The following is a 21,520-nucleotide window of genomic DNA, read 5'->3' as shown; positions in this document are numbered from 1 at the left end:
ACCCCCCCACCCCCTCTTCAGCCCCAGTCTCCCCGCCCGCCCCGCCCCCCCCCCCCCCCCCCCCCCCCCCCGCCGGGCCCCCCCCCCCCCCCCCCCCCCCCCCCCCCGCCACGGGCGGCTACGGGGCGACAACGAGCGCGCATCGGGCGGGCAGCGACGCCGCCGCCCGACGGCGCTCGCCCCTACCATCCGGAGGCAGGGGGCCCGTGCGCGCCCTCCGGGCAGGGGGGCTGGTGCGGGCGACCACTTCACGGCCGGTGTTCCGGCGCTTCGTCGGTGCCTTCGTGGCGGGCGCGGCCCTGGCCGCGACGTCCGGGTGCACGGTTCCCGTCGACGCCGTCGCCGGCATCTCCGTGACCGGCGACGGGCATCTGCTCGGCGTCATGATGATCTGCGGGCATCGGATCGACGGCGCGACCCTCTACGTGGACAGCGACGACGCCGACAAGACGGTGACGGTCGGTTCATGGACGTCCGACCGCCACCTCGAGGCCGGTCTCGTCACCTGGCCCCTCGATGCGCCTGCCGCCGGCTGGACCACGACCCGTGCGCTCACTCCGCTCACCGCCGGGACCACCTATGCCCTGTACGGCTGGACCAAGGACAACTCCTGGTCGTCGAGCAGCGTCTCCTTCACCCTGGCCGACCGGGACCGGCTCGCCCCGGGAAAGGTCCTGTACGACGACGTCTCGGACGACGGCGACGAATCCGCCGTCACCCTCTCCCTGGCGCAGTTCAGAGCCAGGGCCTGCCGGGACGCCTGACGCCGGACCGCGGGACGCACGTGGGACACGGCCCGGCGCCACGCGAAGCCTCGGGCAAAGGCTTCCGCGGCGTGCCGGGCCGTCCCGTCGTCAGCCCTCCGCGCGGACGGGCAGCTTCCAGCCCGGGCGCGGGAAGTGGCAGGTGTAGCCGTTCGGGTAGCGCTCCAGGTAGTCCTGGTGCTCGGGCTCGGCCTCCCAGAAGGGGCCGACCGGCTCCACCTCGGTGACGACCTTGCCCGGCCACAGCCCGGAGGCGTCCACGTCCGCGATCGTGTCCTCGGCGATCCGCTTCTGCTCGTCATCGACGTAGTAGATCGCCGAGCGGTAGCTGAGGCCGATGTCGTTGCCCTGGCGGTTCCTGGTGCTCGGGTCGTGGATCTGGAAGAAGAACTCCAGGAGAGCGCGGTAGTCGGTCTTCTCGGGGTCGAAGAGGATCTCGATGGCCTCCGCGTGCGTGCCGTGGTTGCGGTACGTCGCGTTCGCCACGTCACCTCCGGTGTAGCCGACCCGGGTCGCCGTCACTCCCGGCTGCTTGCGGATCAGGTCCTGCATCCCCCAGAAACATCCGCCCGCCAGCACGGCCCTCTGCGTCTGCACAGTCATCGCGACCCCTCCAATACTCGTCGGCCCGATCACCCGGGCTCCTCGGCTCGCACACCGGCGGCCTCCGATGTCCATCCCCCTCAACGCGTCAGGGTTCCCGGCGATTCCGTGTCCCGCGCCTGGTCCGTCGCCGTTTCCGGCGCGGGGGCCGGGGCCGGGTCTTCGTCGAAGGTCGTCTCCGGCGGGGCCTTGCGCAAGCACCTCCTGAGGCAGGCGAGGCAGCAGATGCCGAGGGCCGGCCGGACCAGACCGAGGGTCCGGGCTCCGGTGGCGGCGCTCCGCGCGGGTGACGCGGGCGGGGCGGCCGAGGTGCGTCGGGCTGATTCGCCGAGCGCTCTGCCGGGAGTGCCGCGGTGTGCCGTCTGTCGACTGCGGCGCCATCGCGGCTGGTCGCGCAGTTCCTCCCCCGGCCTTCGGCCGGGAGCACCCCCAGCGCCCCTGCGGGGCGCTCCGCTGCGCCGATATTCGGTTGCCGGGGCGCGCTTCTGCGGGCTCAATGATGTGCATGGCCGACATCCAGGGCTCGTACGACGAATTGTTCACCGCCGTGCCCTCCACACTCGCCGGATTCGTCGACGAAGGCGACGTGGGCGGCGCCGTGGCCGTCTTCGTGGACGGGAAGCCGGTGGTGGACGTGTGGGCCGGGTTCGCCGACGCCGGACGGACCCGGGCGTGGGAGCGGGACACGATCGTCAACGTGTTCTCCGTGACCAAGACGATGACCGCGCTGTGCGCGCTCGTCCTGATCGACCGGGGCGCGCTGGATCCGGACGCGCCGGTCGCCCGCTACTGGCCCGAGTTCGCCGCGGCCGGCAAACAGAACGTGCTGGTGCGGCAGGTGCTGTCGCACACCGCCGGGCTGCCCGACTGGGTGGGACCGGCCGAGGAGCTGTACGACTGGACGACCGCCACGGCCCGGCTCGCCGGGCAGGCCCCGCAGTGGGAGCCGGGGACCGCGGCCGGGTACCACTCGCTCACCCAGGGGTTCCTCGTGGGTGAGGTGCTGCGCCGGATCACCGGGCGGAGCGTGGGCGAGTTCTTCGCCGCGGAGGTGGCCGGGCCGCTCGGCGCCGACTTCCACCTCGGCCTCGGCCCCGAGCACGACCCGCGGGTGGCGCTGACCGTGCCGCCGCCGGGCCGGGACGAGGACTACACGGCGAGTGCGGCGAGCCGCGACGCGACCCCCGCCGCCCCCACCACCGCCACCGCTCTCCGCGTCCGGGACGGCAACAGCCTCGCCTGGCGCCGCGCGCAGATCCCCGCGGCGAGCGGCTACGGCAACGCCCGCTCGGTCGCCCTCGTCCAGTCCCTGCTCGCCTGCGGCGGAACCGTCGGCGGGGTGCGGGTGCTGTCCCCCGAGGGGTGCGAGCGGGCCCGGGAGCTCCAGTTCGAGGGCGAGGACCGCGTCCTCGGCATGCCGGCCCGCTACGGCCTCGGCTACGGCCTCTTCGGCAGCGCCCTCGGCTGGGGCGGCTGGGGCGGCGCGCTGGTCTGGGTCGACCCCGACGAGCGGCTGGCGATGGCGTACGTGACGAACCAGATGCGCGAGCCCGCCGCCGACAACCGGGGCATCGAGCTGGTCATGGCCGCCCAGGACGGCCTCAAGGGGCTCCGGGCCTGACGCCGGGCGCCCGGGGTCAGCCGCCGCTGCCGTAGGGGCGGGTGAGGATCTCCAGGCGGTGGCCGTCGGGGTCGTCGAAGTAGGTGCCGCGGCCGCCGTCGTTGGTGTTGACCTCGCCGGGACGGCTGTGGTGCGGGTCGGCCCAGTAGCTGAGGCCGGCCTCCCGGACCCGGGTGAAGATCTGGTCGAAGTCGTCCTCGGAGACCAGGAAGGCGTAGTGCTGCGGCGGGATGTCCCCGGGGGTGTCCATGTAGTCGAGGGTGACGCCGTTGGGCAGCGCGACCGGGGCGAACGGGCCGTAGTCCGGGCCGACTTCGAGACCGAGGATGTCGGCGAGGAACTTCGCCGAGGCGTGCCTGTCGTGCGCGGCGACGATGGTGTGGTTCAGGTTCACGGTCATCGTGGGACCTCCTCCCGTCCAACCTACCCCCGACACCAGCTAAGGTAAGGCTCACCTTAGTCATTGATCGGGAGAGTCAGTCGTGCGTGCGTTGAGGTTGAGGGCCGTCCTGGCGGTGTCCGCCGTGACCGTGGTGGGCGGCCTGCTGGCCGGCTGCTCGTCGTCCGGCGGTGACGACGATGCCGCTGCCGCCGCCCACGGCGACGGAACCGTGAACAAGGTCGCCGGCGCCTCCGCGGGCCCCTCCGCCGCGCCGAGTGCCCTCGCCGACGGGATGGGCTCCGACACCGACACCGACGGCGTCTTCCCGCGCACGGTCACCCACTTCGAGGGCAGCACCACCATCGAGGCACAGCCGAAGCGGATCGCGGTGCTCAGCACCGGGCAGCTCGACGACCTGCTCACCCTCGGCATCGTCCCGACCGCAGGCACCCGCGCCGAGAACGCCGGACTGGTCCCCGGCTACCTCGCCGACGCCTTCCCGCAGTACGGGAAGAAGCTCGCCGCGATGACCGACGCGGGCACCCGCCAGTCCCCCAGCCTGGAGTCCCTGGCCGCCGCCAGGCCCGACCTGATCCTGGTCAACGACTCGCTCGGCGACCTCTACCCCCAGCTGTCGAAGATCGCCCCGACCGTCGTCACGGCCGGCAACGGCATCAACTGGAAGCGGGACCTGCTGCTCGTCGGGGACGCGGTCGGCGAGGGGCAGAAGGCGCAGGAACTCCTCGACGGCATCGCCGGCGACGCGAAGGAAAGCGGTTCCGCCCTCGACGGCTCGGCCACCGTGTCCATGGTCCGCTTCACGCCCGACCGCACCCGGATGTTCGGCGTCTCCTCCTTCACCGGCTCGATAGCCGTCGACATGGGCCTCTCCCGCCCCAGGTCCCAGCAGTTCAACGCCATTTCGCAGGACATCAGCGCGGAGAAGGTCGACACCGCCGACGGCGACTGGATCTTCTACTCCGTGCAGGGCGACGCGGCGAAGACGGACGCGGCGGCCGTGCTCGCCGGGCCGCTGTGGAAGTCGATGAAGGCGGTCAGGGCCGGGCACGCCGTCCAGGTCGACGACGACCCCTGGTACCTCAACGCCGGCCCCACGGCCGCGCGTCTGGTCGTACGGCAGCTCGCCGAGCACCTGCGTTAAGTGCGCCGCGCCCTGCTCTGGCCGACGGCCGCCCTCGCGGTGGCCGTCGTCGCCGTGCTCAGCCTCGCCGTCGGCACGCGTGCCGTACCGCCGGCGACCGTCCTCGACGCCCTGCTGCACGGCGGGTCCTCCCCCGACGCGCTCGTGGTCCGCTCCCTCCGCCTGCCCCGCACCGAGGTCGGCCTCACCGCGGGCGCCGCGCTCGGCCTCGCCGGGGCCACGCTCCAGGCGGTCACCCGCAACCCGCTCGCCGATCCAGGCATCCTGGGCCTGAGCCAGGGGGCGGCGGCCGGGGTCGTGCTCGCCATCGTCCTCGGCGGCTCCGGGTACGGCTTCGGGGCCTACGTCTGGTACGCCTTCACCGGCGCCGTCGCCGCCGCGTGCCTGGTGTACGGGGTCGCGGCGCGCGGGCGGGGCGGGGCCTCCCCGGTGAAGCTGGCGCTCGCCGGCACCGCCCTGTCCGCGATGACCGCGGGCGCGACGACCGTCGTCCTCACCTCCAGCTCGGCGACGCTCGACCAGTTCCGGTTCTGGCAGGTGGGGGCGCTGAGCGGGCGGGACGCGGGGACGGTCGTACGGATGCTGCCGTTCCTGGCGGTGGGCACCGTGCTGGTGCTGTCCTGCGCCCGGGGGCTGGACGCGCTGGCGCTCGGCGACGAGGCGGCGCGGGCGCTGGGGCACCGGGTGCAGGTGGTCCGTGGGTGCGCGGCGCTGGGCGCGACGCTGCTGACGGCCGCGGCGGTGGCCGCGGCCGGGCCGATCGCGTTCGTCGGGCTGGTGGTACCGCATCTGGCGCGGCGGCTGGTCAGGGGCGGGGGGTACGGGCGCGTGCTGCCGCTGTCGGCGCTGCTCGGGGCGGGGCTGCTGGTGGGCGCCGATGTGGTGGGCCGGGTGGTGCGGGCTCCTGCGGAGGTGCCGGCCGGGGTGATGACGGCGTTGGTGGGGGTGCCGGTGCTGGTGGCCCTGGTACGGAGGAAAGGGGCCGTGACGTGAGCCGCACCCGGGATCGGGGCCGGGGGCGGGGGGTTGCACTTACCGGCGCTGGCAGGGCGCCGCTGCGCCCACCCTCCCCCACGCTCGGCTTCGCTCGCGCGGGGGGACTCCCATCGCCCCAGCCGAGCAGCTGCGACGCTGTCTGCGGGTGCCACGGCAGGAGAGATGCGGCGGTGCAGCGCCCCGCAAGGGGCGCGGGGAACTGCGCGATCAGCCCCCACCGGCCCGCAGTCGTGGTGCTACGGCCCCACCCCCGCCTTTCCCTCGTCCTTCAGAAGCGTTCGATTCTCGTCGCCCTCGCCCTGCTCGCCCTCCTCGCCGTCGCCATGACCGCCTCCGCCTGCCTCGGTCAGACCTACATCTCCCCCGCCGGCGTCTGGCGCACCCTCCGCGGCGAGCAGACCCCCTACGGCCTCGTCGTCAACGAGCTGCGCGTCCCCCGCATCGTGCTCGGCGCCCTCGTCGGCGGCTCGCTCGGCCTCGCCGGGGCCCTCGTGCAGACCGTCACGCGGAACCCGCTGGCCAGCCCCGACATCATCGGGGTGGGCCACGGCGCCGCCGCCGCGACCGTGCTCGCGCTGGCCACCGGTGCCGTCGCCTCGCCCGCCGCGATGCCCGTCGTCGCCGTCGGCGGCGGGCTGACCGCCGCCGCCCTGGTCTACGCGCTCGCCTGGCGCCACGGCATGCAGCCCAGCCGCTTCGTGCTCACCGGCGTCGGTATCGGCGTCGCCCTGTCCGCCGTCGTCCAGCTGTATCTCACCGACAGCGAGCTGGACGCGGCCGAGCAGGTCAAGCTGTGGCTGACCGGCAGTCTGAACGGGCGGGGGTGGGAGCAGGCCGGGCCGCTCGCCGTCGTACTCCTCCTCGCCCTGCCGGGGCTGGTGTGGGCGAGCCGGGCGGCGCGGCCGCTCGGGCTCGACCCCGACACCGCCGCCGCCCTCGGCCTCCGCGTGGACCGGGCCCGGCTCGGCCTCACCGCCCTCGGCGTCGTGCTCGCCGCCGCCGCGACCGGTGCCGCGGGGCCCATCGGGTTCGTCGCGCTGACCGCGCCGCAGCTGGCGAGGCGGCTCACCCGCACCTCCCAGCTGCCGCTGGTCTGCTCGGCGCTGACGGGCGCGCTCGTGCTGGTGACCGCCGACCTGGTGGCGCGCACCCTGGTCCCTCCGCTGGAGATCCCGGTGGGTGCGCTGACCTCCCTGGTCGGCGGCCCCTATCTGCTCTGGCTCCTCGGCCGGAGGCAGCGGCGGTGACTCAGATCGTCGCCGTGTCGATCACGAAGCGGTAGCGGACGTCGCTGTTCACGACCCGGTCGTACGCCTCGTTGATCTGGTCGGCGCTGATCAGCTCGATCTCGGCGCCCAGGTTGTGCTCGGCGCAGAAGTCGAGCATCTCCTGGGTCTCCGGGATGCCGCCGATGCCGGAGCTGCTCAGGCTGCGGCGGTTGCCGAAGACGGAGGAGAGCAGGATGTGCACCGGCTCCTCGGGGATGCCGACGTTCACCATGGCGCCGTCGGTCTTCAGCAGCGAGAGGTAGGCGTCGAAGTCGAGCGGGGCCGACACCGTGTTGAGGATGATGTCGAAGGTGCCCTTGAGGTCCTGGAAGGTCTTCGGGTCGCTGGTCGCGTAGTAGTGCGTGGCGCCCAGCTTCAGGCCGTCGTCCTTCTTGCGCAGGGACTGGGAGAGGACGGTGACCTCGGCGCCCAGGGCGGCGGCGATCTTCACGCCCATGTGGCCCAGGCCGCCGAGGCCGACGACCGCGACCTTCTTGCCGGGACCGGCGTTCCAGTGCTTCAGGGGCGAGTAGGTGGTGATGCCGGCGCAGAGGAGGGGGGCCGCGACGTCGAGGGGGAGGCCGTCGGGGATGCGGACGACGTAGTTCTCGTCGACGACGACCTTCTGCGAGTAGCCGCCGTAGGTCGGCTGCCCGTCCTTGCCGACCCCGTTGTACGTCCAGGTCGGGCCGCCGCCGGTGCAGTACTGCTGGAGACCGGCCTTGCAGTTGTCGCACTCGCGGCAGGAGTCGACCATGCAGCCGACGCCCACGCGGTCCCCCACCGCGTACTTGGTGACACCCGGGCCGACCTCGGAGACGACGCCCGCGATCTCGTGACCGGGCACCATCGGGAAGATCGCCGTACCCCAGCCCTCGCGGGCCTGGTGGATGTCGGAGTGGCAGATACCGGCGAACTCGATGTCGATGAGGACGTCGAACTCGCCGACCGCGCGCCGCTCGATCGTGGTCCGCTCCAGCGGTGCCTTGGCGGCGGGCGCGGCGTAAGCAGCAACAGTGGTCATGAGGGGGGTTCTCCTAGAGGTGTCTTCGCACCCGGTCGCCTTCTTCCGTCCCGGGCACGTTTCCAGGCTCCTCCACGCTACGTCCGTCACCCAGCCCCCGCCTCTGCGTACGTCTGCCGTGCCTACCACTGGCGGGATCAGGTTCGGGTGCGTACGACCGTGAATACTGGATGTATGGAAGACCAGCCCCTACCCTCCGCAGCCGGCCCCGCCTCCGCCTCCCCGTCCCTGGACCGGCGTGCCGAGCTCAGCGAGTTCCTGCGCACCCGGCGGGCCCGGCTGAGCCCCTCCGACGTGGGGCTGCCGGACTTCGGGCGGCGCCGCAGGGTGCCGGGGCTCAGGCGCGAGGAGCTGGCGCAGCTGGCCGGGGTGTCGGTGGCGTACTACACACGCCTGGAACAGGGCAACGGGCGGAACGTCTCGGCGGAGGTGCTGGACTCGATCGCCCGCGCGCTGCGGCTCACCGACGCCGAGCACGCGCATCTCACCCACCTCGCCAAGGGCAAGCAGCACAAGAAGAAGGCGTCGGCGCGGCCGCAGCAGGTGCGGGCGTCGCTGGGGCAGCTGCTGGAGTCGATGGAGGGCGTGCCCGCGTACATCGTGGGGCGGCGCTCGGAGATCCTGGCGTGGAACCGGATGGCGGCGGCGCTCTTCGGCGACTGGGCGGAGCTGCCGGCGGCGGAGCGCAACTGGGCCCGGCTGACGTTCCTGCGGCCCGACTACCGTGAGCTCTTCGTCGAGTGGGAGCAGAAGGCGATCGACATCGTGTGCCAGCTGCGGATGGACGCGGGCTGCTACCCGGACGACCCCCGGCTCTCCGCGCTGGTCGGCGAGCTCTCGGTCAAGAGCGAGGAGTTCCGCCGGCTGTGGGCGACCCACGACGTCAAGGAGAAGTCGTACGGGGTGAAGCGGATACACCATCCGCTGGTGGGTGAGCTGTCCCTGAACTACGAGTCGTTCCGCATGGCGGGCGACCAGGACCAGGCCCTGGTCACGTACCACGCGGAACCGGGCTCGGCGTCGGCCGAGGCGCTGCGCCTGCTGGCCAGCTGGGGCACGGACGCCACCCGGGTCGCCCCCGCCCCCTGACCGACGGCATCCACGGCATCCACGGCATGGAGAACGGCCCGCCGGAAGCCGCGCTTCCGGCGGGCCGCTCGCTGGGGTGTCTACTCAGCGGTCACGGCTCACTTGCCGTAGTACGCGTCGTAGATCGAGATCATCGACTTGTTGCCCTTCTTGTCGACGATCGTGGCGCGGAACGAGACGGCCTTGCCCTTGGCCGGGTTCTTGACGGTGACCTTGCCGTGGCTGACCGTCACCTTCCGCCAGTTCCGGCCGTGGTCGTAGGACACGTAGACCGTGAGGGACTTCAGGTTGCGGCCGGCGGCCGCGCCCTCGACGGTGACCGGGAAGGTGACCTTCTTGCCCGCCTCGACACGGCTGTCCGCGCCGGTGGCGGCACCGAAGTGCGCGGTGGAGGCCGGGAGCTGGGCCGGCGTGGTGCTGCTGCCCGGCTTCTTCGAGTGGAAGGTCCAGCTCGCGTCGATCCGGGTGGAGGCGGCGGCGACCTTGGCCGAGCGGATGACCGAGGTGGTCAGCTTGTACTCGGCGTTCGCGGACGGCACCGTGAACACGCCGTCGCCGAACAGCGGGTCCTTGTTGGAGCCCACCTTGGTGCCGTTGCGGTACAGGGTGGTGTTCACCGACAGGAAGTCGGAGGACCCGGCGTGCCTGGCGCTGTCGGAGAACAGCGGGACCACGCCGAAGATCTGGTTGCCGTCACGGAACAGGCCGTACTCGCGGCTCAGGTGCGGGCCGAAGACGGCCCTGTTGAAGGTGTTGCGGTAGGTCTGGCCGGCCCTGTAGGTCTTCGGGTCGCCCAGCGTGTAGAAGGCGTCGGCGATCGGCACGCCCTGGGCGTCGTGGCCGGAGAACTGCGTGACGTCGAAGGCCCACTGGGCGTGGTCCACGGTGGAGATGTGGAAGGTGCGGGTGGTGGGCAGCTTCTGCTCCACCGCGTCACCCATCACGACGTCCTCGCCGACCACGCCCCACGGGGCGACCGAGCCGGTCTTGTTCGGCGCGGAGGCGCCGACGGCGTTCGTGACCGTGGCGAGCTCACCGGTCTTAAAGTGCCGGACCTTGTCGCCCTGGACCTTCTTGACCTGGGCGCTGGTGGCGACGTCGTACTCCTCGCCGGCACCCCTGGTGAACTGACCGCTCCAGGTCTGGGTCAGACCGCTGACCTCGCCGCCCAGCGGGGCGAGCCGGATCTTGTCGAAGGTGTCGAAGCCGACCCCGAACCCGATGCCGGCCGGGTCGTACATGTAGTCGACGGTCGCCGAGTGCGGGGTGGCCTGCGCGTCCGGCACCGTGATGTCGGCGGACTTGGTGGTGCGGGCGTCGATGGTGAGCGTGAGGTCCTTGGTGACGCTCAGCTTCGGGTTGACCAGCCAGTCGAGACCGCCGTCGAAGGTGGTGAAGTCCTTGGCGATCCAGGCGTCGAGCAGGTACGTGCCCTTGGGCACCCGGATGGTGGCGGTCCCGGAGTTGTCGGCCGGCACGACGTAGTCGCGGCCGTCGCCGAGGCCCGAGTAGTTCACGAGGTCGGTGCTGTAGACACCGGTCGGGTTGCCGTCGCGTCCGATGTGCTTGACGGTGACGTTGTAGGACTGCACCTCGCGCTGGACCGCGGCCGCCGTGCGGATGCTCTGGCCGCCGCCGGTCGCCGTGACGTACGCCGAGTAGGCACCGTCGTGGGTGCCGCCCAGCTTGGTGTTGACGGTGACGTCGACGGAGGCCTTGCCGCCCGCCGGGACGGTCACCTTGGTCGCGCCGAGCTTGAAGAAGCCGGCCGGGGCCGCCGCGCCCTTGGGGTCGGTGGCGGTCGCCGCGAGGCTGAGGGTGACGTCCTTGGTGCCCAGGTTGCGGTAGGTCAGCTGCTTGGTGACCGGGGTGTCGTCGGTGTGCGGCCACTGCTGCACACCGAAGTTCACCGACACGGGGTCGGCGAGCACGGTCTGCTTGATGGCCTTGTCGACGGCGATCCGGCCCGAACCCTGCTGGAACGGCGTGTACGTGCCGCCCTTCGCGGAGCCGGCTAGGGCCGCCTTCAGCTCCTGGTAGCCCCAGTCGGGGTGCTCCTGCTTGAGGATCGCGGCGGCGCCCGCGACGTGCGGGGTCGCCATCGACGTGCCGGAGATGGTCAGGTAGCCGGGCGGGTTCTCGCCGACCTCCTGGTCGATGACGCTGCCCTTGGCCGCAGCCGCGGTGATGTCGACGCCGGGCGCGGTGACGTCCGGCTTGATGGAGCCGTCGGCGGCGGGGCCGGTGGAGGAGAAGTCGGCGAGCTTGTCGTTGCCGTCGACGGCGCCGACGGTGAGCGCGTCGGCGGCGCTGCCCGGCGAACCGATCGACTCGGGGCCCTCGTTGCCCGCGGCGATCGCGAACAGGATCCCCTTCTGCTCGGAGAGCTTGTTGACCTCGGCTTCGAGCGGGTCGATCTCCGGGGTGTCGAAGCCGCCCAGGCTGAGGTTGACGACGTCGGCGCCCTCGGCCGCCGCCCACTCCATGCCGGCGAGGATGCCGGAGTCGTCACCGGAGCCGGTGTCGTCCAGGACCTTGCCGTTGAGGATCTTCGCGCCGGGCGCGACCCCCGTGTACTTGCCGTGCGACTTGGCGCCGGTGCCCGCCGCGATGGACGCGACGTGCGTGCCGTGGCCGAAGTGGTCGGAGGCGTCGGCTGCCGCGCTGAAGTTCTTGGACTCGATCACCTGGTCCTTGAGGTCCGGGTGGGTGGTGTCGACACCGGTGTCGAGCACGGCGATCTTGACGCCCTTGCCGTTGTAACCGGCCTTCCATGCCGTGGGCGCGCCGATCTGCGGCACGGACTTGTCCAGGCTGGCCTTGCGGACGCCGTCGAGCCAGACGTGCGCGATGCCGGAGGCGGCCTTGTCGCCGTTGGTGACCGCGTCCCACAGCTCGGGCGTCTCCTTGGCCGGGGTCTGCACGGCGTCCGCGTTCAGCGTCTTCAGGCTGTGCCGCAGCGTGCCGGCGTCCCGGACGTCGGCCTTGGTCGCGGTGGCCGCGCCCTGGTACCCGACGATGACCTTCAGACCGTTCTTCTGCGCCCTGCGGGTCGCGGCCTTGTTCAACTCGGTGACGTCGAACAGCCGTTGGTCCAGCTTGCCGGAGGCCACCAGCTGGACGGCGTCACCGGGGACGACGAGGGTGTGCCCGTCGACCTTGCTGATCCGGAAGGGTATGTGCTGGCGCCCCTTGGCCCGCTCCAGGCCGACGACCCGGCCCTTGGCGTCGAGGGCGACCCGGTCGCCGGTGATCAGGGTGACGTGGTGCTTGGCGGTGAGCGAAGAGGCGGCCGCTGCCGAAGCGGCGCGCGATTCCGGCTTCGCCGATGCCGGGCTGGTCATGCCCGCGGCGAGCGCGACGGCCGCCGCTGTGGCCACCGTGGCCGCGGCGGCTCTTTTCACTTGTCTGCGCAAGACTCCCCCAGGAGACGGTGTACCGGGCGAATTCCCCGTTCACCCGGCCGGGGGCAGTCTCGTACGCACATACGTCAACCCCCCGGAATACGGAGTATGCCGGGGGGCGATCAGCGGGCTCAAGAGATGAGAGACCGGTAAGAAGAGTGCGGGACAACTGTTACGCGCCGGGGTGAACACCGTTACACAACCGCGCGGTTGGGCGCGGCGCGCCGGTGTTATGCGCCGGCGTTCTCCTTGACGGTGATCTTGCCCTTGCGGATGGTCGCGAGGCGCGGGGCCTTCTTCGCGATGGCGGAGTCGTGGGTGACCATGATGAAGGTCAGACCGTGCTCCTTCCACATGCGCTCCAGTACGTCCATGATCTCGTCACGCATGCCCTCGTCGAGGTTGCCGGTGGGCTCGTCGGCGAGCAGCACCTTGGGGTGCTTGACGAGGGCCCGGGCGATGGCGACGCGCTGCTGCTGGCCGCCGGACAGCTCGGAGGGCAGGTGGCCGAGGCGCTCGCCGAGACCGACCGATGTCAGCGCCTCGGCGGCGCGTTCGCGCCGTTCCCTGGTCTTGACGCCGAGCGGGACGAGGGCGGTCTCGACGTTCTCCTGGGCGGTGAGCGTCGGGATCAGGTTGAACGACTGGAAGACGAAACCGATGTTCTCGCTGCGGACCCGGGTCAGCTTCGTCTCGGAGAGCTTCGCCAAGTCGGTGCCGTCGAGGACGACTTCGCCGGAGGAGGGGCGGTCGAGTCCTCCCAGCATCTGCAGGAGGGTGGACTTGCCGCCGCCGGTGGGGCCCTGGATGACCAGGCGGTCGCCGTCGGCGATGGTGAGATCGATGCCGTCGAGGGCGCGGACGGTGTCCTTGCCCCGGGTGTAGAGCTTGGTGACGTTTCTGAGTTCGTACATGGTGGCTCCTGGAGGGTATGGGGATGGGGCGGTCGGGTGTCGACTGCGGGCCGGAGGGGGTTGCTCGCGCGGTTCCTCCCCCAGCCTTCGGCCGGGGGTACCCCCGGCGCCCCTTACGGGGCTTCCCAGCTGCGGGCAGTCGTGCCGCTGGGGCGGCACAGGTGGGCGCTGGGGTCCCCCCGGCCGAAGGCTTGGGGGCGGCACCCTGCAAGCGCCGGTGAGCGTCCCCACCCCCGCCCCAGCCGGCGTCGGCTACTCGACGCGCCGAAGTGCATCCGCCGGCCGCAGCCTGGACGCGCGCCAGCCGCCGAACGCGCCCGCGATCAGGCCGCCGGCCACCGCGAGGCCCACCGCGAGGACGATCGTCGTCACGCTGACCGGTGCCGTGAGGGCGACCTCCAGGGTCTTCGCGGTCTGCCGGCCGGGACCGCCGCCGAAGCCGCCGCCGAAGCCGCCGCCACCACCGGGGCCGCCACCCGCGTTGCCACCGCCGCCGCCGAGGGACGCCTCCAGGGTGGGGCTGATCGAGGTGACGACGTACGCGCCGACCAGGCCGAGCGCGATCCCGAGCGCACCGCCGACCAGGCCGTTGACCATGGCCTCGCCGATGACCTGCCGGGTGACCCGGCCGGACTTCCAGCCCAGCGCCTTCAGCGTGCCGAACTCACGGACGCGGCGGGAGACCGCCGAGGAGGTGAGCAGGCCGGCGACCAGGAACGCGGCCACGAGCACCGCGATGGACAGCCACTTGCCGACGTTGGTGGCGAGCGAGGACGCCGTGGACAGCGATCCGGAGACGGTGTCCGCGAGGTCGGCGGAGGTGGTGACCGTCGTACCCGAGACGTTGCTCTGGATGGTCTTCTTGACCGAGGAGATCTGCTTGGAGTCGGTCGCCTTGACGTAGATCGTGGTGACCTTGTTCTTCTCGTCGGCGAGTGTCTGCGCCTGCTTCAGCGGCATGTACAGGTTGGCCGCCGCGTCACCGCTGTCGGCCGTCGCGATGCCGATGATGGTGAACTTGACCTTGTTGATGGTGACGGTCGAACCGACCTTGTACTTCTTCTCCTTGGCGTACGCCGAGTCGGCGACCAGGACCTTGGCGTCCGTCTCGGTGGTCTTGAAGGTACGGCCGCTGGTGATCTTCGACGAGGTCAGCGGGCCGACCTCGGTCTGGGTGACGTCGGTGCCGTAGACCGTGTACGAGTTGACGTCGAAGTTGGCGCCACCGCCCTTGACCTCACCCTGCGGCTGGCCGTTGCCGCCGCCGCCGAAGCCGCCGCCGTTGCCGCCGTTGCCGCCGGAGCCCTGGTTCTGCTGGAACTGACCCCGCGTGAACTGGCCGCTGATCTTGACCACGTTGAGGTTCAGCCCGCCGACCGCGGTCGCGACGCCCTTCTGGCCGCCGACCTTGGTGACGGTGGTGGAGGCGAGGGTGGTGAAGCCCTGCACCATGACTCGGTCACTGCTCTGCGTGCTCGACGAACCGTTGTTCTGCGCGTCGAAGTTGAAGCGGGGCCGTTGGGAGGCGCTCGTGGTCGCCGACGCGGCCTTGGTGACCGTCATGTCCGTACCCAGGCCGTACAGCGACTGGAGGACCTTGTCCTGTGCCTTCCCCATGCCGTTGGACACGGAGTTGACCACGATGACCAGTGCGATGCCCAGCGCGAGGCCGGAGGCGACGACGAGAGCCGCCTTTCTGCGGCGGCGCAGTTCGCGCCTCAGGTAGGTGAAGAACATGACCCGCAAGGTAGGGACACACCGTGATGGCTCGATAAGGCCTAAATAAGAGATGCATGAGAAGGCTGTACGGAGGCCAGGAACGACCCCGCACCCGGCTGTCAGCGCCGGGCCCCGACACCCCGGCGGGGCGGGCGCGCGGAAACCCCGGCCGGGCGGGGGAGTCACCGGCCGGGGTCGCTGGCGGCTCTTTCCTCAGCGCTCGCCGAGGAGTACGTCCGCGGCGCGTTCGGCGAGCACGGTCACCGGGGCGTGGGTGTGCGCCCTCACCAGGCTCGGCATCGCCGCCGCGTCCACCACCCGCAGACCGCTCACACCCCGGACCGCGAACGCCGGGTCGACGACGGCGCGTTCGTCCGTGCCCATCCGGCAGGTGCTCACCAGGTGATGGATGCTGCCACCGGTGGCGCGGATGTACGCGGTGATGTCGTCGAGGTCCTCGGAGAGCGCGCCGTCCGTGAGCGGCTTGCCCAGCCACTGCGCCAGGTCCGGCTGGCGCAGGATCCGCTGGGCCGCGCGCACGCCCGCCACCAGGGTCCCCAGGTCCTCCCCCGCCTCGTCGGTCAGGTAGCCCGGGTCGATCAGCGGGGCGTCGTACGGGTCGGCGCTGCGCAGGGTGACGGTGCCGCGGCTGTGCGGGCGCATGAGGATGACGCCCAGGGCCATGCCGTGTGCCGCGGGCCGCTGGTGCTCGCCCAGCGGCACCACCAGGTGGACGATCTCGACGTCGGGGGCGTCGAGTTCCTCCCGGGTGCGCAGGAACAGCAGCGCCTCGGAGATGATCGAGTCCAGCGAGCCGTGGCGGTCGCGCAGGTACTGGTCGATCTGCTCCGGCGAGGTGCCCGAACCGGGCGACCAGAAGCCCTGGGCCTCGAAGGCCAGCGGGACCAGCAGATGGTCCGTCAGGTCGCGGCCCACCCCCGGCAGGTCCCGCACCACGGGGATGCCGTGGCGGGCGAGTTCCGCCGCGGGGCCCACTCCGGACCGCAGGAGCAGGTGCGGGCTGCCGACGGCGCCGGCCGAGAGGACGACCTCGCGTCCGGCGCGCAGGGTCTCGGTGCCCGACTCCCCCTCGACCTCGATCCCGACGGCCCGCGTGCCCTCGAACAGCACGCGGTGCACCAGCGTGTCCGCGAGGACGGTCAGGTTGGCCCGCTCCCGGGCCGGCGTGAGGTAGGCGTCGGCGGAGCTGTGCCGCAGGCCGTCGCGGTGGGTCGCGCGGGCCAGGGCGTAGCCCTCCTGGACCTCGGCGGCCGGGGTGTACCCGAGGCGCGCGCAGGCGTCGACGAACGCCGGGGTCACGGGCAGCGGATAGCGCAGCCCGGAGAGGCTGATCCGCTGCTCGGCCCGGTCGAAGTAGGGCTGCAGGTCGTCGTGGCCCAAGCCGTCGAGCCCCGCCCGCGCCCAGCCGTCGTAGTCCGCGCGGTGGCCGCGGGTCCAGAGCTGGGCGTTGATCACCGAGGAGCCGCCGACCGCCTTCCCGCGCGGGATCGGTATCGCGCGGTCGGCGAGGCCGGACTGGGGCACCGTGCTGAAGTTCCAGTCCAGGTCGCCGCCGAACAGCCGCGGGAAGAGGATCGGCACCTGCACCTCGGGGCGGTCCCCGGCGGTCCCGGTACCGGCCTCGACGAGGAGCACCCGGGCGGTGCCGTCCGCGCTGAGCCGGTCGGCGAGCACGCAGCCGGCGGAGCCGGCCCCGACGATGACGTAGTCCCACTCGCTCACCGGGCGACCGCCTGCCGGTCCCGGGCGGTGCCGGCCGGGGGCGTGGTCAGGCCCCAGGTGGTGCTTTTCCGGCGGAGGTTATCGGGCATGACAGCTCCTTGTGTGTGCGGTGACTGGGTGACTGCGGGGTGACCGGGCGGACGGTGCGTCAGCGGGCCGCCGGGGCGGAGGTGGAGTCGGAGGCGGAGGCGGTGACCTGCTCCGGCGCCGGGGCCGCGGCGGGGCGGGCGCGCAGGACGTGCCGGAGGAGGGCGAGGCCGGCCAGGAGCATGACCAGGCCGCAGACGCCGTTCCAGCCGAAGGCGGAGTACGCCCGCACGCCCAGCCAGGAGCCGGCGCTGCCGCCGAGGAACGCGCAGGTCATGTAGGCGGTGTTGAGGCGGGCGCGGGCCTCGGGGCGGAGCGCGAAGATGCGTGCCTGGTTGGCGACCTGGCCGGACTGCATGGCCACGTCGAGCAGGAGCATCCCGGCGCCCAGGCCGACCAGGCCGGCGGCACCGCCGAGGTGGCCGGTCAGCAGCAGCGCGCCGGCGGCGATGGCACCCGCCATGCAGACGAGGTTCACGGCGTCGGGGCCCTGGCGGTCGGTGCGGCGTCCGGCGACCGGGGTGGCGAACATGCTGGCCGCGCCCACCAGGGCGAGCACGCCGACCGCCGGGGTGCCGAGGTGGTAGGCGGGGCCGGTGATGTACAGCGCGAGGGCGGTCCACGCGGCGCTGAACGCGGCGAACACCAGCACCTGGTTGAGGGCCGAGCGGCGCAGCTGCGGCTCGGTGCGCAGCAGGTGCAGGGAGGCCGCGAGCAGGGCCGGGTAGGGCTGGTCGGTGCTCGGTGTGGTGCTGGGGAGCGCGGCGGCCAGGGCCAGGGTGAGGACGAGCACCAGGCCGGCGGCGACCAGGTAGGGGGCGCGCCAGCCGAGCCACTCGCCGAGGGTGCCGGAGAAGGTGCGGGCCAGCAGGATGCCGCCGATCAGGCCCGACAGCAGGGTGCCCGTGACCGCGCCGCGGCGCTCCGGTGCGGTCAGGCCGGCCGCCATGGGGATGAGGATCTGCGGGACCACGGTGGTCAGGCCGACCAGCGCGCTGGCGACGGCGAGGACCGGCAGGGAGGTGGCGGTGCCCGCCAGCACCAGCCCGGCGCAGGTCACCAGCAGCAGGGTGGTGACCAGGCCGCGGTGGCGCAGCCGGTCACCGAGCGGGACCAGCAGGAAGATGCCGGCCGCGTAGCCGAGCTGGGCGCAGGTGACCACGACGGCCGCGGACTCCGGGGAGACGTGCAGGTCGTCGGCGATGAGGGGGCTGATCGCCTGCGGGAAGTAGATGTTGGCCACCGCGACGCCGCAGGCGACGGAGAGCAGCAGGATCAGGCGCCGGCTCAGCGTCGGCGACGAGGGGGAAGGAGGCCCAGCGGACACGACACACCTCTGGCGAGGAAGGGGACAGAGACAGGGAGAGACAGAGAAATCCAGGAAGAGGGGCGGAGCCGGAGGGTTCGGGGGCTCCACCGGGAACCGCTTTAACCGGTTCTTCGACGGTACCAGTAAAACTGGTTCCGCAGTAGGGTGGTTCTCATGCCCGACACACCCGTGCCCACGGCCCCCCGCTTCCGCAGCGGCGCGGGCCGGATCTGCCTGGACTTCATGCGCACGCTCAGGCTGCGCGGCATGGACGGCGCCACCGAGGAGCTGGACACCCCCGAGGCCCTGACCGCCTGGGTCGCCCAGCTGGGCCCCTATCCCGACGGCGCCGCCGTCCCGGCCCCGGCACCGGACGTGCTGCACGAGGCGCGGGCGGTACGGGAGGCGGTGCACGCGCTGCTGACCGCGGCCCGCTCGTCCGCCGGCCCGGCCGGCTGCCCGCCCGGGGAGCGGGAGTTGCTCAACCGCGCCGCCGCCGCGGCTCCCCCGGTTCCGGTGCTCGCCGCGGACGGCACGGTGACCTGGAGCGCCGCGGATCCGGTGGGCGCGGTCCTCGCCGACATCGCCCGCGACGCGCTCGCGCTGGCCACCTCGCCCGCGCTGGACCGGGTACGGTCCTGCTCCGGACCGCACTGCGCCGCCTGGTTCCTCGACACGTCCCGCCCCGGGAACCGCCGCTGGTGCTCGATGGAGACCTGCGGCAACCAGGCCAAGAAGCAGACCTGGCGCACCAGGCACGCGGCAACGCCCTGAGCGGCAGGCCGCGACATGCCGTCGGTCGACTGCAACGCCGTCGTGGCTGGTCGCGCAGTTTCCCCCCCAGCCTTCGGCCGGGGTACCCCCGGCGCCCCTTCGGGGGCGCCCTTCCGGCAGAGCACTCACCCGCGTACGGCCGCCCCGGCGATCTCCTCCAGGACGCGGGCGCAGGCCACAGCGTCCGTCACGTCGGCCAACTCCCCGGCGCCCGTCAGGAACGCGGTCATGGCGTCGCCGGCCGCCGGTGGCCGGTGGGCCTCCGTGAGCGTGCCGTCCGCGGTGGCCAGCGTCAGCTCGCCGCCCGCCACCTGGAGCGTGCCCCGGGTTCCCTCCAGGCGCAGCCGGACGCCCCCGGGGCGCGACAGCCACCCCGCGTGCAGGGCGGCCGGTACCGCGCCCCAGTCCAGCAGGGCCGTGCCGCCCGCGTCGCCCGGCAGGCCGTCCGGCGGCGGGTGCAGGACGGCGCCGCGGACCCGGAGGCCGGCCTCGGGCCGCAGCCAGCGCAGCAGGTCCACGAGGTGCACCCCGAGATCCGCGAAGGCGCCCCGGGCACCCCACCGCGCGTCCCGCATCCAGGCCGCCCCGGCATCGGTGAACAGCCCGTCCAGCAGGCCGGGATGGGTGAACCACGCGTCGCACGCCACCAGCCGCCCGAGCCGCCCCTCCGCCAGCAGCGACCGGGCCCGGCGCAGCGCGGGGGCACAGCGCAGGAACATCGCCGTCGTCACCGCCGTACCGGCCGCCGCGAGCCGGTCCGCCAGCTCCTGCGTCCCGGCGAGGCCGGCGGCCAGGGGCTTCTCCACCAGGACCGGCAGACCGGCCCGGGCGACGGCCGTGAGCAGTTCGGGGTGCTCGGCGGTCGTGGCGCAGACCAGGGCGAGCTGCGCGCCGGCGAGCGCGGCCGCGGCATCGGGTACGACGGGCACCCCGCGCAGCCCGGGATGCGGACCGGCCCCGCTCCAGGGCAGGCGCCCTTCGTGTACGGCGACCACCTCCGCGCGGCCGGCGAGTGCGCGGAGGTGGTCGGCCAGGTGCGGGTGGGCCGTGCCCAGGACGGCGAGCCGCGGCCGGGACGGGCTCGCCCCGGGGCCCGGGTCCGGTCCGGGGTCAGCGGGCACGGGCGGCTTCCGGTGCGGCGGGGCGTACGAAGCCCCGGTCGACGTAGACCAGCGCCTCCCGCTCGTGGGAGGTGACGCAGTCCAGGACCCGGCCGACCAGCATGCTGTGGTCGCCGCCGTCCACGACCTCGTGCATCCGGCAGGCCAGCCGGACCACCGCCCGGGGGATGCCGGGCAGTCCGCGTTCCAGGGGCTCGGTGTCGCCCGCGGCGAACCGGTCCACGCCCGAGGTCGCGAACCGCCGGGCGATCTCCGACTGGTCGTGCGCCAGGACGTTGACCATGAAGTGACCGGCGACGGCGAACGCGGGGTGCGTACTGGCCTTCTTGTCCAGGCTCACCGTCACCAGGGGCGGGTCGAGGGAGAGGGAGACGAAGGAACTCGCGGTGAACCCCCAGCGGCGTCCGCTGTCGTCGACCGTGGTGGTGACGACCACCGGGCCGGGGACCCGGGCCATGGCGCGCGTGAAGCCGAGCTCTTCGGCGGCGTTCTCGGCAGCGTTTTCGGCGACTTCTTCGGCGGCTTCTTCGGCAGCGACGGACATGGGATACGGCGCCTCCTCGGGCGTGGTCACGGACGGTGCGACGGCGGGGGTGCGGTCGGCGGGCCGGCGAGTTCCGCCGCCGCGAAGTGCCGCAGCCAGGCACGGAACTCCGGGCCGATGTCCTCGCGGCGGCAGGCCAGCCGGACGGTGGCGCGCAGGTACTCGCCGCGGTCACCGGTGTCGTAGCGGCGGCCGGTGAAGACCACCGCGTGCACCGGGCCGCCGATCCGCGGATCGCGCGCCATGGTGCGCAGGGCGTCGGTGAGCTGGATCTCGCCGCCGCACCCGGGGCCGGTCTTGGCCAGCACCTCGAAGACGGCCGGGTCGAGGACGTAACGGCCGATGACGGCGAGGGTGCTGGGCGCCCGGCCCGGCTCGGGCTTCTCGACCAGGTCGGTGACGCGGACGACGCCGTCCCGGTCGCCGGGCTCGACGGCGGCGCAGCCGTAGCGGTGGATGTGGTCGGCGCCGACATCGAGCAGGGCGATGACACTGCCGCCCAGTTCGTCCCGCAGTCCGGTCATGAACGGCAGGAGGGGGTCGGCGGGGTCGATCAGGTCGTCGCCGAGGAGCACCGCGAAGGGCTCGTCGCCGACGTGCGGGGCCGCGCAGAGCACGGCGTGCCCGAGGCCCCTGGGGTCGCCCTGGCGTACGTAGTGGACGGTGGCGAGGTCGGTCGCGGCGCGCACCAGGTCGAGCCGGGCCGTGTCGCCCTTGCCGGACAGGACGGCCTCGAGTTCGGCGTTGCGGTCGAAGTGGTCCTCCAGCGCCCGCTTGCCGCGTCCGGTGACCATGAGGACGTCGTCGAGACCGGCGGCGACGGCCTCCTCCACGACGTACTGGATGGCGGGCTTGTCGACGAGGGGCAGCATCTCCTTCGGGGTGGCCTTGGTCGCGGGCAGGAAGCGGGTACCGAGCCCGGCGGCCGGGACGACGGCCTTGCGGACGCGTGGCGTCGGTCGGGTCATGATGGATACGTCCTCTTCGTCGAAGGGC

18 protein-coding genes are annotated in these 21,520 nt (G+C 72.8%); 7 read left to right on the top strand and 11 right to left on the bottom strand.

The genetic code is table 11. From position 1 onward, the window contains the following. Window positions 1-233: 233 nt before the first annotated feature. Window positions 234-764 (top strand): hypothetical protein, encoded by a 531-nt coding sequence (locus tag ACFY6U_RS34225; RefSeq protein ID WP_390044446.1) that lies wholly within the window; start codon window positions 234-236, stop codon window positions 762-764. A gap of 90 nt (window positions 765-854) precedes the next feature. Here ACFY6U_RS34225 and msrA read toward each other — a convergent pair whose 3' ends face one another. Further along, window positions 855-1,367, bottom strand: a complete 513-nt coding sequence (msrA, locus tag ACFY6U_RS34220; protein ID WP_351486150.1) for a peptide-methionine (S)-S-oxide reductase MsrA — start codon at window positions 1,365-1,367, stop codon at window positions 855-857. A gap of 505 nt (window positions 1,368-1,872) precedes the next feature. Between msrA and ACFY6U_RS34215 the strand changes: the two genes are divergently transcribed. After that, complete coding sequence (locus ACFY6U_RS34215; protein WP_390044444.1) at window positions 1,873-2,988, top strand: serine hydrolase domain-containing protein; 1,116 nt, start codon at window positions 1,873-1,875, stop codon at window positions 2,986-2,988. A gap of 16 nt (window positions 2,989-3,004) precedes the next feature. On the opposite strand, the gene ACFY6U_RS34210 is transcribed toward ACFY6U_RS34215, so the two are convergent. Further along, window positions 3,005-3,388 (bottom strand): VOC family protein, encoded by a 384-nt coding sequence (locus ACFY6U_RS34210; RefSeq protein ID WP_390044442.1) that lies wholly within the window; start codon window positions 3,386-3,388, stop codon window positions 3,005-3,007. A 91-nt stretch (window positions 3,389-3,479) separates the two neighbouring features. Here ACFY6U_RS34210 and ACFY6U_RS34205 point away from each other — a divergent pair, with 91 nt between their 5' ends. The 3 genes from ACFY6U_RS34205 to ACFY6U_RS34195 all read left to right on the top strand — a co-directional run bounded on the left by ACFY6U_RS34205 (window position 3,480) and on the right by ACFY6U_RS34195 (window position 6,775). Then, window positions 3,480-4,532: an ABC transporter substrate-binding protein gene (locus tag ACFY6U_RS34205; RefSeq protein WP_390044464.1), complete on the top strand. Its 1,053-nt coding sequence runs from the start codon at window positions 3,480-3,482 to the stop codon at window positions 4,530-4,532. After that, window positions 4,533-5,525, top strand: coding sequence for a FecCD family ABC transporter permease (locus ACFY6U_RS34200; RefSeq protein ID WP_390044440.1), 993 nt, complete (start codon window positions 4,533-4,535; stop codon window positions 5,523-5,525). Window positions 5,526-5,698: 173 nt separating this feature from the next. Beyond that, window positions 5,699-6,775: a FecCD family ABC transporter permease gene (locus tag ACFY6U_RS34195; protein ID WP_390044438.1), complete on the top strand. Its 1,077-nt coding sequence runs from the start codon at window positions 5,699-5,701 to the stop codon at window positions 6,773-6,775. A 1-nt stretch (window position 6,776) separates the two neighbouring features. Here the strand turns inward: ACFY6U_RS34195 and ACFY6U_RS34190 are convergent, their stop codons facing one another. Further along, window positions 6,777-7,820: an NAD(P)-dependent alcohol dehydrogenase gene (locus ACFY6U_RS34190; protein ID WP_390044436.1), complete on the bottom strand. Its 1,044-nt coding sequence runs from the start codon at window positions 7,818-7,820 to the stop codon at window positions 6,777-6,779. 174 nt (window positions 7,821-7,994) lie between these two features. Here ACFY6U_RS34190 and ACFY6U_RS34185 point away from each other — a divergent pair, with 174 nt between their 5' ends. Further along, complete coding sequence (locus ACFY6U_RS34185; protein WP_390044434.1) at window positions 7,995-8,909, top strand: helix-turn-helix domain-containing protein; 915 nt, start codon at window positions 7,995-7,997, stop codon at window positions 8,907-8,909. Window positions 8,910-9,007: 98 nt separating this feature from the next. On the opposite strand, the gene ACFY6U_RS34180 is transcribed toward ACFY6U_RS34185, so the two are convergent. The 5 genes from ACFY6U_RS34180 to ACFY6U_RS34160 all read right to left on the bottom strand — a co-directional run bounded on the left by ACFY6U_RS34180 (window position 9,008) and on the right by ACFY6U_RS34160 (window position 18,103). Then, a complete protein-coding gene (locus ACFY6U_RS34180; protein ID WP_390044432.1) occupies window positions 9,008-12,313 on the bottom strand; it encodes a S8 family serine peptidase in 3,306 nt (1,101 codons plus the stop codon). Between the two features lie 230 nt (window positions 12,314-12,543). Continuing rightward, the gene (locus ACFY6U_RS34175; protein ID WP_390044430.1) at window positions 12,544-13,227 is read right to left on the bottom strand and encodes an ABC transporter ATP-binding protein; all 684 of its coding nucleotides are present in this window, start codon (window positions 13,225-13,227) and stop codon (window positions 12,544-12,546) included. 252 nt (window positions 13,228-13,479) lie between these two features. Then, window positions 13,480-14,964, bottom strand: coding sequence for an ABC transporter permease (locus ACFY6U_RS34170; RefSeq protein WP_390044428.1), 1,485 nt, complete (start codon window positions 14,962-14,964; stop codon window positions 13,480-13,482). A gap of 195 nt (window positions 14,965-15,159) precedes the next feature. Then, window positions 15,160-16,689, bottom strand: coding sequence for a GMC family oxidoreductase (locus ACFY6U_RS34165; protein WP_390044426.1), 1,530 nt, complete (start codon window positions 16,687-16,689; stop codon window positions 15,160-15,162). Between the two features lie 148 nt (window positions 16,690-16,837). Continuing rightward, the gene (locus ACFY6U_RS34160) at window positions 16,838-18,103 is read right to left on the bottom strand and encodes an MFS transporter (RefSeq protein ID WP_390044424.1); all 1,266 of its coding nucleotides are present in this window, start codon (window positions 18,101-18,103) and stop codon (window positions 16,838-16,840) included. 156 nt (window positions 18,104-18,259) lie between these two features. Between ACFY6U_RS34160 and ACFY6U_RS34155 the strand changes: the two genes are divergently transcribed. Then, window positions 18,260-18,859, top strand: coding sequence for a CGNR zinc finger domain-containing protein (locus tag ACFY6U_RS34155; protein WP_390044422.1), 600 nt, complete (start codon window positions 18,260-18,262; stop codon window positions 18,857-18,859). Window positions 18,860-18,984: 125 nt separating this feature from the next. Here ACFY6U_RS34155 and ACFY6U_RS34150 read toward each other — a convergent pair whose 3' ends face one another. From ACFY6U_RS34150 to ACFY6U_RS34140, 3 genes are read right to left on the bottom strand one after another with little or no spacing between them, the layout of a single operon-like run. Next, on the bottom strand, window positions 18,985-19,980 hold the full coding sequence (locus ACFY6U_RS34150) for a Gfo/Idh/MocA family protein (protein ID WP_390044420.1): 996 nt from the start codon (window positions 19,978-19,980) through the stop codon (window positions 18,985-18,987). Further along, window positions 19,970-20,524 (bottom strand): flavin reductase family protein, encoded by a 555-nt coding sequence (locus tag ACFY6U_RS34145; protein ID WP_390044418.1) that lies wholly within the window; start codon window positions 20,522-20,524, stop codon window positions 19,970-19,972. Before ACFY6U_RS34145 ends, ACFY6U_RS34150 begins: the two co-directional genes overlap by 11 nt. Before the next feature lie 26 nt (window positions 20,525-20,550). Continuing rightward, window positions 20,551-21,492, bottom strand: coding sequence for a UTP--glucose-1-phosphate uridylyltransferase (locus ACFY6U_RS34140; RefSeq protein ID WP_390044416.1), 942 nt, complete (start codon window positions 21,490-21,492; stop codon window positions 20,551-20,553). Window positions 21,493-21,520 lie beyond the last annotated feature (28 nt).

It is taken from the genome of Streptomyces sp. NPDC013157 (assembly GCF_042899865.1).
Lineage (GTDB): Bacteria > Actinomycetota > Actinomycetes > Streptomycetales > Streptomycetaceae > Streptomyces.
This window is presented reverse-complemented; position numbering and strand designations above follow the sequence as displayed.